This is a genomic window from Algoriphagus vanfongensis DSM 17529, assembly GCF_000429465.1.
Lineage (GTDB): Bacteria > Bacteroidota > Bacteroidia > Cytophagales > Cyclobacteriaceae > Algoriphagus > Algoriphagus vanfongensis.
Window position 1 is genome coordinate 292,715 of record NZ_AUBX01000016.1, and the last position, 14,182, is coordinate 306,896.

The 14,182-nt window shown below is 44.1% G+C and carries 8 protein-coding genes and 3 tRNA genes; 7 read left to right on the forward strand and 4 right to left on the reverse strand.

Annotated elements, in window-relative coordinates; all coding sequences use genetic code 11:
* Nucleotides 1–68: 68 nt before the first annotated feature.
* Nucleotides 69–3,380 carry a VCBS repeat-containing protein gene (locus G460_RS22035; protein ID WP_035464562.1) on the reverse strand — a complete coding sequence of 1,104 codons (3,312 nt, stop codon included), beginning with the start codon at nucleotides 3,378–3,380 and terminating at the stop codon, nucleotides 69–71.
* Nucleotides 3,381–3,581: 201 nt separating this feature from the next.
* On the opposite strand from G460_RS22035, the gene G460_RS0116640 reads away from it, so the two are divergent.
* Complete coding sequence (locus G460_RS0116640; protein ID WP_026956427.1) at nucleotides 3,582–6,230, forward strand: DUF5686 and carboxypeptidase regulatory-like domain-containing protein; 2,649 nt, start codon at nucleotides 3,582–3,584, stop codon at nucleotides 6,228–6,230.
* A 72-nt stretch (nucleotides 6,231–6,302) separates the two neighbouring features.
* Nucleotides 6,303–7,718 carry a cellulase family glycosylhydrolase gene (locus tag G460_RS0116645; RefSeq protein ID WP_026956428.1) on the forward strand — a complete coding sequence of 472 codons (1,416 nt, stop codon included), beginning with the start codon at nucleotides 6,303–6,305 and terminating at the stop codon, nucleotides 7,716–7,718.
* Between the two features lie 83 nt (nucleotides 7,719–7,801).
* On the opposite strand, the gene frr is transcribed toward G460_RS0116645, so the two are convergent.
* The 3 genes from frr to G460_RS0116660 all read right to left on the reverse strand — a co-directional run bounded on the left by frr (nucleotide 7,802) and on the right by G460_RS0116660 (nucleotide 9,710).
* Nucleotides 7,802–8,362 carry a ribosome recycling factor gene (gene frr, locus G460_RS0116650; protein WP_026956429.1) on the reverse strand — a complete coding sequence of 187 codons (561 nt, stop codon included), beginning with the start codon at nucleotides 8,360–8,362 and terminating at the stop codon, nucleotides 7,802–7,804.
* A gap of 10 nt (nucleotides 8,363–8,372) precedes the next feature.
* Complete coding sequence (gene pyrH / locus G460_RS0116655; protein ID WP_026956430.1) at nucleotides 8,373–9,083, reverse strand: UMP kinase; 711 nt, start codon at nucleotides 9,081–9,083, stop codon at nucleotides 8,373–8,375.
* 132 nt (nucleotides 9,084–9,215) lie between these two features.
* Nucleotides 9,216–9,710, reverse strand: a complete 495-nt coding sequence (locus tag G460_RS0116660; RefSeq protein WP_026956431.1) for an acyl-CoA carboxylase biotin carboxyl carrier protein subunit — start codon at nucleotides 9,708–9,710, stop codon at nucleotides 9,216–9,218.
* 74 nt (nucleotides 9,711–9,784) lie between these two features.
* Here G460_RS0116660 and G460_RS0116665 point away from each other — a divergent pair, with 74 nt between their 5' ends.
* The 5 genes from G460_RS0116665 to tuf all read left to right on the forward strand — a co-directional run bounded on the left by G460_RS0116665 (nucleotide 9,785) and on the right by tuf (nucleotide 14,175).
* Nucleotides 9,785–12,409 (forward strand): M1 family metallopeptidase, encoded by a 2,625-nt coding sequence (locus G460_RS0116665; protein ID WP_026956432.1) that lies wholly within the window; start codon nucleotides 9,785–9,787, stop codon nucleotides 12,407–12,409.
* A gap of 148 nt (nucleotides 12,410–12,557) precedes the next feature.
* Nucleotides 12,558–12,640, forward strand: a tRNA-Tyr gene (locus G460_RS0116670).
* Between the two features lie 110 nt (nucleotides 12,641–12,750).
* Nucleotides 12,751–12,823, forward strand: a tRNA-Gly gene (locus tag G460_RS0116675).
* Nucleotides 12,824–12,855: 32 nt separating this feature from the next.
* A tRNA-Thr gene (locus G460_RS0116680) sits at nucleotides 12,856–12,927 on the forward strand.
* Between the two features lie 60 nt (nucleotides 12,928–12,987).
* Nucleotides 12,988–14,175, forward strand: a complete 1,188-nt coding sequence (gene tuf, locus G460_RS0116685; RefSeq protein WP_026956433.1) for an elongation factor Tu — start codon at nucleotides 12,988–12,990, stop codon at nucleotides 14,173–14,175.
* Nucleotides 14,176–14,182: the final 7 nt, after the last annotated feature.

A 14,182-nucleotide genomic window follows, 5' to 3' on the forward strand; every position in this document is an offset into this window, starting at 1 on the left:
GAGGCTGTAGTCCGGACAAAATAGATAGCTCGGATGCCAGGTCTTCGAAAATCAACAAGCGGAGAAATTTAGTCTGGTTTCTTTATCCTCCATATTTCCGCTATGTCATTGTTTTTGATGACTAAAAGTTGCTGAGGATTTAGCATTTTAAAACTGCGGATGTCCCCATGAAGCTGCAATCCATGAGCGGAATTGGGAACGTACTCAAAAGACCCATCTCCATTTCCTAGCAAAATATCTCCGTAGCTGGCATCGGATTTCCCGATTTCAGGTTGGACACCCAAGAGATTTCCTCCTAAGATCAGATCCAATATGCCATCCTCGTTGAGGTCCAAAGTCTGGATCGCAAATATCCAGGAGCGCTGTGCCATTCTTGGGAATGCTTTCCACTCAAACACATCATTTCCCTGATTCATCAAAACACCGGATGCGAATTGGTTAACCTCATTGACCAAGGCAAGCTCGATCTCTGATGGATCAAAAATTTGATCTAAGGTCTGATTGTTATAGTTGGAATAGCGAATGTACTTCTTGCGAATACTCGGGATTTGCTTTTCCAAATCATGCTTGAGCGTATATGGGATCTTGACATCACCCCGGTTCTCGACAAAAAGCTGCTCCAAACTCCCGTTTTGGTCAAAATCATGAAAATACATCTGAATTCTTACATCTTCCTGAACCTTGAATCGGCTATTCAGCCCCTGATTTCCCAAAATGATATCTGGAAGACCATTCCCGTCCAAGTCCGCTATAGCCATGGATCTATACCATCCTTTGAGATTTGCATGGGTGGAAATAGTTGATTTTTGAAGTTTTCCTCCAGTATTTTTGAAAAATGTAGGTTCCATCCAGTCTCCTGTCGCAATTACATCTTCGAGACCATCCGCATTCCAGTCTACCACAGCCAATGTGGTGATCATGCCCAGCTCGGCGAAGTCTGGTGCCATTTGACTCGTCTGCTCAGATAGATTTCCTTTTCCGTCATTGATCCAGATTTGGACTGAGGCCAAGGCTCCGTTGGCTTCGGGAATCAGCCTTTCAGCAACGATCAGATCTAAATAGCCATCTTTATTGAGATCAATGGACTTCACGGATGAGGTGGGAGTGCGCTTATTCGGGAAGTTGTCTGCTTTTTTAAATTCTCCGTTGCCTTGATTGAGGTAGACCCTATCCCGATAAAAGGGTGAGTTTGCGGGGTATTCATTACCTCCAGATGCTACTACCAAATCCAAAGCGCCGTCCTGATTGAGATCGATCAATAATGCATCACTATCCTCATACAAAGAATCACTGGCTATCTCTGCCTGGGCAAAAGGTCGGAAGTTGTCCGAATTTGTTCCCAGAAATAGTTGCGATGAAAATCCTGCTGATCCCCCGAGAAACAAATCTTCGAGACCATCTCCATTGATGTCTCCTTTGGCTACTGCTGGGCCCTCACTAGAGAGCATGTGGTAGGTCAATCTGTCTCTATCAAAATCTACAAAATTGTTTTCCTGATGTCGAATGAGTGTGCTTCCTGAGTTTTCTTTTTCAAATTGGAATTCTGTAGCGTGTTTGTCAGGAAAGAAATCTTTGAAATTAGGATCAGAATCGCTCCAAGAGAGCTCGATGAGCTGATCGGCAGGGACATCATTGAGGATACTTCCGGATCCATCAGGCCAGGTGATCTGGATTTTGTCTATAAGGCTTGTCGCTCCTAGACCAAAGGTAAGTTTGGGATCCACAGAGGACTGAAAACCTCGATTGGGCATCTGCTCAAGGTAGAGAGTTTGACCGCCCGCTTCCAGCAAAATTTGGCTCCCTATGGCTGCAGTGTTTTGATTTTTTCCGATCAACTTGATCTGGGCAAAATGGTTTTCTGGGAAAAAGATTCTGCTGTTGTTTTTGAAAATCTGTGCCAGAGCATTTGCATTGTTGACGACTAGATCTAGTGCACCGTCATTGTTGAGATCTCCGTAAGCTGCCCCGTTGGAATGTCCTTTTTTCCCAAATCCCCACTCCTCAGCTTTGTTTTGAAAGTTCAGGTCTCCTGAGTTTTTAAAAGCAAAATTGGCGACAGGATTGATCGGGATAGGATCGATCAAGGCTTGGTAGTCGATCCCTTGCTGAGTGATAATTTTGATTTTGGTCTCTTCATTGTCTATGAAATTGAGATAATCCTGATCCGTGATATCCTGATAGATGCCATTGGCAACAAAAAGGTCTTTGAGCCCATCATTGTCCATGTCAAAAATCAATCCTCCCCAGCTCCAGTCTGTGGCCTCTACATTTGCCAGCCGGCCCATTTCACTGAAAGTTCCGTCCCCATTGTTGATATGGAGCATATTTCGCGAAAATTGATAATGATACCCATGGGTTTTGTTGAACTGAAACCTATCCCAATTGTCGAAGTTTGTCACTTGTTTGAGTCGCTGAGGACTGGCTGGAAGCATATCCGAGACAAAAATATCCAGCCAACCGTCGCCATTGATATCTGCGATATCGGCTCCCATCGAAGAAGCAGAGATAGATCTCATGGCAGATTCTAAAGATTCGGTAAAGGTGCCATCCTGGTTGTTGAGATAGAGATAGTCCTTTTCAAAAAAATCATTGGAAATAAAGATGTCTGGCCAAGTGTCATGATTGACATCACCCACACTCACTCCCAGTCCAAAACCGATGATAGATCCATAAATTCCTGCTTCCTCGCTGACGTCGACAAAACGATTTCCTTCGTTTCTAAATAGCTTGTCGCCACCTACCGCATCGCGCTGTGGCCTTTCATTTTGCATTTTGTTAAAGCTGCCGATGGCTTGGTAGCTATTATTGAGAAGGTAGACATCCAGATCGCCATCTTTGTCATAGTCAAAAAAAACTGCGTGAGTCGAAAGCCCCTGGTCGGCAAGCCCATAGGCTTCTGCTTGCTCCAGAAAAGTACCATCTCCCTGATTGATGAAAAGTTCGTTTTGCTTATTGTCCCCTTGAATATCACCTGAGTTGCAGACATAAATATCTAGCCATCCATCTCCATTGATATCGGCCATAGCTACTCCTGTGCTCCAGGCTTGACTTCCTTGGACCCCTGCTTGGTCTGTAATGTCCTCAAAGCGGAAATCACCCCGATTGATATAGAGTTTGTTTTCTGTCAAATTTGCCGTCAGGTAGATGTCCAGCAGTCCATCATTGTTCACATCTCCAAGTGCGACACCGCCTCCATTATAGAAATTCCGATACGTGAAAATATTGAAGCTTTCGTCATGACTGAGCATGTTGCTAAAATCCATTCCGGAATGATCCGCTGAAATTTCTTCAAAAAGTGTAGGCTCATTCTCTGCCGGATCTGAGGTCTGACAAGCAATGAGTCCAAGTAAAAGAGATAAATAAAAACAGCAGTTTTTCATAAGAAATCCTCCCGGCAAGCATTCCAAACTTCTCCGGCTTATAGGGGATTAGCTGTCTAAGGTGCTAGGATTTGGGCAATTTCACAAGGCAATTTTTACTCAGACAAGCCGATTGCTAATTTCTCCTAAATATTCTTAACTCACTGGCCGTTTGCAAAATTGCTTTGCTCAGATGCTTATATTTAAGTTTTCCAAAAAGGTATGGTAAGAACAGTACAGCTTTTTTCAATTCTATTTTTACTCTTTCATTTTGCGGGTATTCAGGCTGCGGTGGCTCAGGGTATTCGGGGAAAGATCACCAACAAAGATGGAGAGGCTTTACCTTTTGCCTCTGTCTACATCCGGAATACCGGAGATGGAGCTCCTACCAACGAAGAAGGACACTTTGAGCTTCGCCTCAAAAAGGGAATTTATGATGTGCTATTTCAGTATCTGGGATACAAATCGGTCATCGAAACAATCGTGGTTGAGAATGATTGGGTGGAATTCAACGTGCAGTTGGAACCTCAAGTATACACCCTGAGTGAGGTGGAGGTGAGAGCTGGGGCTGAAGATCCTGCTCTGACGATCATGCGTAAGGCCATCACCAAAGCCAAATATCATCGCTTGCAGCTGCAGTCTTACTCGATGACAGTCTATCTCAAAGGGACTGGGCAATTAACAGATGCGCCTTTTTTTCTGAGAAAAACGCTCGAAAAAGATGGCTTGAATCTCAATGAGGCCTATACTTCTGAGTCTGTTTCCAGAATTACCTTTACCCAGCCAGACAAAGTGGAAGAGAAGGTCATCTCCATCCGGACCAATGGAGACAATCAGGCAACTTCTCCCGCACCCTACATTCAGACGAGTTTTTATCAGGAGAAAATCAATGATATCATCACACCGCTTTCACGGGCTGCTTTTACGTATTATAAGTTTCGATTTGAAGGAAGCTTCTTTGATCAGGGTGTCCTGGTCAACAAGATCAAGGTCACTCCCAGATCCCGAGGGGAGAGGGTTTTTGAAGGATATATTTACATCATCGAAGATCTCTGGGCGATTCATAGTTTGGACTTGAAAACCTCCCTGCTCGGGTTTCAGATAGAGGCGACACAGCAGTATGCGCCGGTAGCCGAAAATGTCTGGATGCCATTCACTCATACGTATAAGTTTGGCGGGAAATTCTTCGGGTTTGAAGGGGAGTTTAACTACCTCGGCTCTACCAATGAATATGAAGTGACGCTCAATCCAGATCTGGTACAGCCTCCGACGCTGATAGATGAAAAGGTCGAAGAAGTTCCCGAGGAAGTACTCGCAGAGAGCAAGTCAGATCTTTCTTCCTTTGAAAAGTTGGCTTCTGAGGAGCCCAAAACCCGCAAAGAATATCGAAAGCTGCTGAATGAATACGAGAAGGAGATGATTCAGGAGCAAAAGCAACCGGAGGTAGTGACAGAACGCTATTACAGCGTAGACTCTCTAGCCAAAAAACGCGATCTGAGCTATTGGGATAGCATCCGTCCTGTGCCTCTGACTCGGAAAGAAATAGAAGGGTATCAACGGGATGACAGTGTGGCTACTGTGGAGGCCGCAAAAATGAGCGAGGTGGACTCCGTAGCCAAGAAGGCAAGAAGAAAGTACAAGCCATTGGACTTTTTGAACGGTGCAAGTTACAGTTTTGGGAAAGGTGTTTCACTGGGGTTCAGGCAGAACTGGACCAAGATTTCCTTTAATACTGTTGAAGGGGCAAAAGTGGGGATGGGACTTTTTTATAGGAAGTATCAAGAGACGAAACTGGCAGACAGCGTGAGTCTGGATCGAAGGAGTTTTCAGATAGAACCTGAGTTGCGCTATGGATTTTCGAGTAAGCGGTTTTATGGAAAAATAGATTTTCGATGGTCTCATACCTTGCCGATTTCCGGGGAAACTTGGGGCTTGGAAGCGGGTCGATATATCTATCAGTTCAATGGAGGCGAGCCTATCAACGAGCAAGTCAATGCGCTATACTCGTTGTTTTTCAGGCAGAATTACATGAAGCTTTATGAGCAGGATTTTGTGAAGCTGTATTGGGCACAGCGGATCAACTATGGCCTGACTTATCGCGCCAATCTGACTCTGGCAGACCGCAGACAGCTTTTCAATGAGTCGAATTATAGTTTTTATAATAAGCCTGAGAGAGAATATACCGCAAATCAACCCACAAATGTAGAGGCTGCTGACATGGATTTTCAAAATCATCAGATTGCTAAATTGCATATCGGGGTGGATTGGAGGCCAGGCATCCGCTATGGTATCCGGAATGGTCGTAAATACCCTATCTCAGATCGGGCTCCTCTGATCAAAGCAGGATATACCAAGGCCATCCCGGCGGTTAGAAATCAAGAAAATGCTTCAGACTTTGATCATCTGGAGTTGGGGATTGAGCATGATTTTAGTTTTGGTGTTAGTGGTGAGCTGGACTTCAATATAAGTGGGGGAGTGTTTCTGACTAATGACCAGGTGTATTTCCCGGATTATCAGCATTTTGGAGGTAATCGAACCATCTTTTCCAATTTTGGTCCAGCCTCCAATTACCGATTTATGGACTATTACAAGTATAGCACGAGTTCTTCCTACATTTCCGGGATTTTTCATTACCAATTCAGGAAATTCTTATTGACTCAGCTTCCGATGTTGCGCTTTTCTGGGGTGAGAGAAAACATTTTCTTAAACTATCTCAAAACAGAAAATTCGCCTCATTATGTCGAAGTCGGCTATTCGTTGGACAATCTGTTTAGAATTTTCAGAGTGGAGATAGGGGCTGGCTTCGAAAACGGCGAATACCTGAGAGGCGGGGCGCGTTTTGGTGTGGCTACTTTTATCCAAATTCAATAAAGCAACATTTGAGGCCCTACTTGTTAACATTTCATATACCTCCTAGATTTCTAGCTGGGTTAGATTTGGGGTATGAAAAACCCATTGAACCTAACCCTTAGATTTTTGTTGTGCCTGGTGCTCTTTTCCTGTGGAGGAAATGAAGACCCCGAGCCAATTTACTTGTCAATCGATCCAGAGATCATTCAGGCAGATGGCCTGGGCGAAACTTTCTCTGTTGCTATTCAGTCAAATGCAGCTTGGCAGGCAAATACTACGTCCGATTGGGTGCTATTAGATCAAGCTCAAGGGAGTGGGGATGGGAGTTTGCAGTTCACACTTGAGCCCAATCCCACTTCTACTTCGCGAGAGGCGACCGTCCGTATTTCTGTTACGGGACTTTTGAAAAATCTTAGCATTACCCAAGCGGGGTCTGAAGCGCCTAGGCCGGATTTTTACATTCCGGCAGATCCGACAGGAATGAGAGATATGAGCAGCTTGGAACTCAGTCAAATGATGGGAGCGGGTTGGAACCTAGGAAACTCCCTCGAAGCCATCGGAGGAGAAACCGCTTGGGGTAATCCAGTGGTGACGGCGTCCCTGATAGCTCAAATTAAAAACCTAGGTTTTCAGTCGATTCGTATTCCTGTGGCCTGGAGCAAATTGGTCAATGAGGAAAGCTACGAAATTGATCCGGCGTGGATCAGTCGAGTAGAGGAAGTAGTGAAGTATGCATTAGATCAGGATCTCTTTGTTGTGCTCAATAATCACTGGGATGGCGGATGGATGCAGCCAACTTTTGAAGAGCAGGACGAAGCAAATGAGCGACTGGAGCAGCTATGGATTCAGGTGGCTTTGCGATTTAGAGATTATGATGATCGATTGCTTTTTGCAGGATCCAATGAGGTCTTGGTGGAGGGGAATTATGGAAACCCAAGTGCTGAAAATCTGGCAGTCCAAAACGGTTTCAATCAGATTTTTGTAAATACGGTGCGCTCTACTGGGGGGAGGAATGCTTATCGACATCTTGTGGTCCAATCTTACAATACTGTGGTGGATTATGCGATTGATCATTTCTTGATTCCCGAAGATGAGATAGAAGGAAGGCTCATGCTTGAGACCCATTATTATGATCCTTGGGAATTTGCTCTGCGGGATGATGATCTTATCACTCAGTGGGGCTCAGCTGCTATCGACCCAGATAAAAAAGCGATTTGGGGAAATGAAGACTATGCGGATACACAATTTGGAAGACTGAAAAGTAAATTTATCGACCAAGGTATTCCTGTGATCATGGGAGAATTTGGGGCAGTATCCAAGCCTTCCGATCCAGCTAATCATTCCAATAGAAAGCATTATTTGGATTACTTGAGCATCAAGATGAAAGAAAACGGGATCGTACCTTTTTATTGGGACAATGGTTTTGCGGGGGAATATGGATTTGCTTTGATTGATAGAAGTACCGAATCCGTTATCCATCAGGATTTGATTGAGGTGCTAGTCAAATAAACTCGACGGGGTTCTTAAAGACAAAAGCCAGCTCAGAATCTCTCTGGGCTGGCTTTTGTATGATGATAGATTTGAAATCTTCCTCAGACTTTCATGATTTCAGCTTCCTTCTTGGCGAGCAATTCATCCATTTTGACCGTATACTGGTCTGTCAATTTTTGGACTTTCTCTTCAGCTGTTTTGATTTCATCCTCAGATGCACCGTCTTTCTGAAGTTTTTTCAGGGAGTCATTGGTGTCTTTTCGGACATTTCTGACGGAGATTTTGCCGTGTTCACAATCATTTTTGGCCTGCTTGACCAAGTTGATACGACGCTCTTCTGTGAGGGTAGGGATGGTCAAGATGATGATTTCTCCATTGTTTTGTGGAGCCAGTCCCAAATCTGAATTGATAATGGCTTTTTCGATCTCTCCGATGAGGGTTCTCTCAAATGGTTTGATTGCCAATGTTCTTGCATCCGGAGTGGTCACCGATGAAACCTGATTGATAGGTGTCGGAGCGCCATAGTAAGGCACCATGATACCGTCTACCAAATTGGGCATGGCCTTGCCAGCTCGGATTTTCAACAATTCTGCGGCTGTGTGCTCTACCGCTTTTTGCATTAGCTCTTTGGCTTCATCCAGAAATAATTCGATCTCTTCCATGTTGCTTCAATTATAATGTGGTGATCAAAGTACCGACTTCCTCACCCTGAACCAATTTGCTCAAGTTGCCGGCTTTGTTCATATCAAATACGATAATAGGTAGATTGTTTTCCTGACAAAGGGTAAATGCTGTCATATCCATGACATTTAGGTTTTTCTCGTATACTTCGGAGAAAGAGATTGTCTGGTATTTGGTTGCTGTTTTGTCTTTTTCCGGATCTGCGGTGTAGACGCCATCTACTCGAGTGCCTTTCAATACGACGTCTGCCTCTGTCTCGATAGCTCTCAAGCTAGCTGTAGAGTCGGTGGTGAAATAGGGATTGCCTATACCGGCTCCAAAGATGACGATTCTTCCTTTTTCTAGGTGGCGAATGGCCCTTCTGCGGATAAATGGCTCACAGACGCTCTCGATCTTGATGCCCGACATCAATCGGGTGTAAAGTCCTGCCTGCTCCAAAGCACTCTGAAGTGCCATGGCATTGATCAAGGTAGCGAGCATGCCCATGTAGTCGCCCTGGACACGGTCTATGCCGGATTTTTCGGCTTGCACCCCTCTAAAAATATTTCCTCCTCCGATCACAATGGCGATTTCCACCCCCATTTCTTTCACTTTCTTGATCTCTTGGGTGTATTGCTGAAGACGATTTGGATCGATTCCATAATTCTTTTCACCCATCAAGGCCTCTCCACTTAGCTTGAGGAGGATACGTTTGTATTTCATTGTTTTTACTTTTAAAAAGGATGCCGTCGGTCAGGCGGATCAAAATAACCGGACAAATATAATTTCTTCCTTTCAGAATGCTAGCCAAAATCGAACCGAATCTGGATTTTGTTCATTTTTCGACAGGTGACTTTAGAATTTGATCAGAACCTGATTTTTTTCAACACTTTGATTGAGGGAGACTTTGACTTCTTTGACGATTCCTTCACCGGGGGATTTGATGGTGTTTTCCATTTTCATGGCTTCTAATATGACCAGCGTGTCCCCTTTTTTGACTTCGTCACCTACCTTGACAGGAAGGTCCAGTATCAATCCAGGCATCGGAGCTTTGATGTCTTGTAGCTGGGCGGAATCTTCTTGTGTCATTCCCAATTCTTCTAGAAGAAGGTCAAACCTATCTTTGAGCTGCAGATTCACTAATTTTTGATTGAGTTTGATCTGAAGGGACTTAGTAGCCGCATCGACAGATACCAGCTCGGCTTCTAGTGACTGATGCTGGTAGATCAGATGGATTTTTCGTTCGGAAATCCATTGGATATCCCAGTCCAGCTTTTTGCCGTTTACTTGAAGTTCTTTCTCGGTTTTTTCGACCGAATAAGTCTTTTCATTAATGATTACTGAAAACATTCCTGCTATTTTGAGCCTTTGAATCTCTTTTTGGTACCCAACCAGAAAGCATATTCCTTCCAAATATCCAATAAATGCTTACTCTGCCAAATTCTCTTTCTCAAAAGTCCCTGTTATTTTTCTTCTTAGGATGCTTGGGACTACTTGCAGCCTGCAAATCAGCCGTGCCCGTACCGGAGACTCCTCCAGCGTTGCCTAGCCAAAGTGCGCCAGTAAAAAGTAGTACGAGTGATTCACTCGCATACCTCCAGCTTCTTCGTGAGAAACAAGCAGACCTAAATGCGTATCAGCCTAGTAGGAAAAGGTACATGGATATCCTGCATACCGAGCTTGATTTGAGTTTTGACTATGGTCGATCAGCTGTTGAGGGGCAAGCGCTGCTTAGCTTAAAACCCTATGTCAAGCCTGTGAAAACAGTGGTTTTGGACGCTAAAGATTTTGAATTGGGGGAGATCAAAGGGAAAGTGAATGGAGAGGAGTTTAAGCCTGGGTATGCCTATGATGAAAAGCAATTGACTATTTATTTGCCAGCGGAACTCGAGGTGGAGGACACTCTTTCTTTGTCTATTCGCTACACTGCATTTCCAGACCGTAATGCAGGAAAAGGAGGGACCGCTATTACAGATACCAAAGGACTGTATTTCATAGATCCTATGGATACGATTGCTTCCAAGCCGCGTATGATTTGGACTCAGGGAGAGACTTCATTTAATTCCAAATGGTTTCCTACGATCGATTCACCCAATGAGAGATTTACACAAAAAATTCATCTATCTGTGGCAGATAGTCTGGTGACGATTAGTAATGGTCTTTTGACTGCCCAAGAAGACTTGGGAAATGGATTCCGCAAAGACACTTGGGAGCTGACCACTCCCCATGCGCCTTACTTGGCTGCAGTGGTGGTTGGGGACTTTGGAAAGATAGAAGATCAGCATAGGGAAATTCCTTTGGGCTACTATGTAGAAAAAGGATATGAGAAAGGGGCACAGCGAGTCTTTCAGCATACTCCAGAAATGATGGAATATTTCGAAGAGCTATTAGGGGTCAGTTTTCCTTGGCCAAAGTATGATCAGATTGTAGTCAGAGACTTTGTCTCAGGTGCGATGGAAAATACCACCGCGTCGATTTTCATGGAAGAGTTGCGATTGACAGAGCGGGAGGCGATTGATTCGGAGTGGGATTATATCATTGCCCATGAGTTATTTCATCAGTGGTTTGGGGACTATGTGACTACTGAGTCATGGGCTAATTTGACATTGAATGAAGCTTTTGCCAACTATAGTGAATATCTCTGGAACGAGTACAAGTATGGAGTCGATGAGGCCAAACTCAAATTGACAGCTGAGCGAGATACTTATTTCCAGGAAGCTGAGGCAAAACAAGTTGATTTGATCCGGTACCATTATGATGACCCTGAGGAAATGTTTGATGCCCATAGCTATTCCAAAGGGGGCTTGATACTGCATATGCTCCGCGGTTATTTAGGGGATTCCGTGTTTTTTGAAAGTTTGAATTATTATCTCACCGAACATGCGCTGTCTGCGGTAGAAGTACACGATCTCAGATTGGCGTTTGAAAAGGTTTCTGGAGAAGACCTAAACTGGTTTTTTGACCAGTGGTTTTTGGACAAGGGGCACCCTCAGGTCAGGTTTGAAGTGGATTATTCCGTTCCGGAAAATATCCTAATTAGTGCGTGGCAGGAGCAAGATGTACGCAGTTCCCCACTTTATCGATTGCCCTTTGAAGTGAGTTGGTATGAAAACGGGCAGCGAAAATCAAAGGAATTTATACTTGATCAGGCTTTTCAGCAGTTTGCCTTGGAAAATCAAGCTCCACTTCGACAAGTCTATATCGATGAAGGACAGGATTTGTTGTTCGTGAAAAAAATGGATCTTACCCCATCGTATATGAGTGAGCAGTGGAACGAGTCAGAGATTGGGGTGGCAAGATATGAGGCTTTGGATAGTTTGATGGCATGGGAGGCAGAAGAATATGTGCTAGAACTTTTGCCGCAGGCATTGCATGATGATTTTTGGTCTATCAGGGAAAAAGCACTTCAAGCCGTCCAAAGTCATCCCGAGTGGGTGATGACCAATCCTGAGCTGGAAGATCAGATCTATGAGCTGGCAGAGTCTGATGCCAAAAATTCTGTGCGAGCAGGAGCTATTGACGCCTTGGGAGCTATAGATCCTGATAAATATCATAATGCTTTTCAGCGATACGCTGAGGATTCGTCTTATTTGATCGTGAGCTCTGCTCTGATGGGCCTGATGTCTCAGAGCGAGGGGATGGTTGATTCTACTTTTATAGAAAAGTTTGCTGGGGAAAATAATTTTAGGGTAGTGATTCCAGTTGCAGAATATTATCTCAATGAGGGAGTGTCTGGTAAGGGAGATTGGTTTAGGCAAAAGGCAACAAGGTTAAGTGGAGAGGGGCTCTACTATTTTTTGGGCTATTATGCTGAATACTTTGTGCAGCATCCCGAAGAGGGAGAAAAACAGGCGCTGACATATTTACTAAATCTGATGGAGCATAGTAGTCAAAGTTATGTGCGGTTGGGAGCTTTTCAGGGATTGATGGGGTATGCAGATGATGAGGAGATCTTGGGCAAAATCAGAGATATTGCTGCGCTGGAAGCAGATGAAAATGTAAAAAGTTACTTTGAGTATTTCTTGCAGGCCTTTGATGTAGAAAATTAATTGGTTGATTTTGAATATTTTGAGAGAATTGTGATAAAAATATTGGTAAAATTTATTTCCACGTTTTGATACTTTCCGAAAAGCCTCTAATTTTGCCATCCGTTAAGACAGACAGTAAGGGAAACCAAGCAGAATCTTAGCGCTAGTTGGGGGAATACCAAAGCGGCCAACTGGGACGGACTGTAAATCCGTTGACTTATGTCTTCACAGGTTCGAATCCTGTTTCCCCCACAGATTGCCTGAATGTGAAATTTTTTTTTAGTTTTGCAAGGCAAAGAGAAAATCGGCTTTGCCGGGTCAGTAGGAAGGATATTGATTCTGAATCTGACAAAAGAATAAAAGCGGGAGTAGCTCAGTTGGTAGAGCGGCAGCCTTCCAAGCTGCAGGTCGCGGGTTCGAGCCTCGTCTCCCGCTCTATGCTTTTCTCTGAAAAGCATCGGGCAAAAGCCGACGTAGCTCAGGGGTAGAGTACTTCCTTGGTAAGGAAGGGGTCACGGGTTCAAATCCCGTCGTTGGCTCATATCGGCTTTAAAATAAATCTAAACATATCTTTAAACTTAAACTGAGGATTTTCACGCATGGCAAAAGCAACATTCGACCGTTCCAAGCCGCACGTTAATATCGGTACGATTGGACACGTAGACCATGGTAAAACCACTTTGACTGCTGCTATTACTACTGTATTGGCTTCAAAGGGTCTATCTGAATTAAGAGATTTCTCTTCCATTGACAACGCTCCGGAAGAAAAAGAAAGAGGTATTACTATCAATACTTCACACGTAGAATATCAAACTGACAAGAGACACTATGCTCACGTGGATTGTCCTGGTCACGCTGACTACGTTAAAAACATGGTAACTGGTGCTGCTCAGATGGACGGTGCTATCCTAGTAGTAGCTGCTACTGACGGACCAATGCCACAAACTAGAGAGCACATCCTTTTGGCTCGTCAGGTAGGTGTACCTGCACTAGTTGTATTCATGAACAAAGTAGATATGGTTGACGATCCTGAGCTTCTTGAGCTTGTGGAAATGGAAATCAGAGAATTGCTTTCTTTCTATGAATTCGACGGTGACAACATCCCAGTAATCGCTGGTTCTGCACTTGGTGCATTGAACGGTGAAGAGAAGTGGGTAGAAACTGTAATGGAATTGATGGGCTCAGTAGATGAGTACATTCCTCTTCCAGAGCGTGCTGTAGATAAAGATTTCTTGATGCCTGTAGAGGACGTATTCTCCATCACTGGACGTGGTACTGTAGCTACTGGTCGTATCGAGAGAGGTGTAATCAATTCTGGTGATCCTGTGGATATCATCGGTATGGGTGCTGAAGGCTTGAAGTCTACAGTGACTGGTGTAGAGATGTTCCGTAAGATCCTAGATAGAGGTGAAGCTGGTGATAACGTAGGTCTATTGCTTAGAGGTATCGAAAAAGCGCAAATCAAGCGTGGTATGATTATCTGTAAGCCAGGTTCTGTGAAGCCTCACGCTCACTTCAAAGCTGAAGTTTACGTACTTTCTAAAGAAGAAGGTGGACGTCACACTCCATTCTTCAACAAGTACAGACCTCAGTTCTACCTTAGAACTACAGACGTAACTGGTGAGATCAAACTTCCAGAAAACGTAGAAATGGTTATGCCTGGTGATAACGTAACTATCGAAGTTAACTTGTTGAATGCAGTTGCATTGGAAAAAGGTCTTCGATTCGCTATCCGTGAGGGTGGTAGAACAGTAGGTGCCGGTCAGGTAACTGAAATTCTAGACTAATCATCTG

Coding starts and splice junctions, on each gene's coding strand:
- G460_RS22035 (WP_035464562.1), bottom strand. CDS start 3,380: ATGAAAAACTGCTGTTTTTATTTATCTCTTTTACTTGGACTCATTGCT.
- G460_RS0116640 (WP_026956427.1), top strand. CDS start 3,582: ATGGTAAGAACAGTACAGCTTTTTTCAATTCTATTTTTACTCTTTCAT.
- G460_RS0116645 (WP_026956428.1), top strand. CDS start 6,303: ATGAAAAACCCATTGAACCTAACCCTTAGATTTTTGTTGTGCCTGGTG.
- frr (WP_026956429.1), bottom strand. CDS start 8,362: ATGGAAGAGATCGAATTATTTCTGGATGAAGCCAAAGAGCTAATGCAA.
- pyrH (WP_026956430.1), bottom strand. CDS start 9,083: ATGAAATACAAACGTATCCTCCTCAAGCTAAGTGGAGAGGCCTTGATG.
- G460_RS0116660 (WP_026956431.1), bottom strand. CDS start 9,710: ATGTTTTCAGTAATCATTAATGAAAAGACTTATTCGGTCGAAAAAACC.
- G460_RS0116665 (WP_026956432.1), top strand. CDS start 9,785: ATGCTTACTCTGCCAAATTCTCTTTCTCAAAAGTCCCTGTTATTTTTC.
- tuf (WP_026956433.1), top strand. CDS start 12,988: ATGGCAAAAGCAACATTCGACCGTTCCAAGCCGCACGTTAATATCGGT.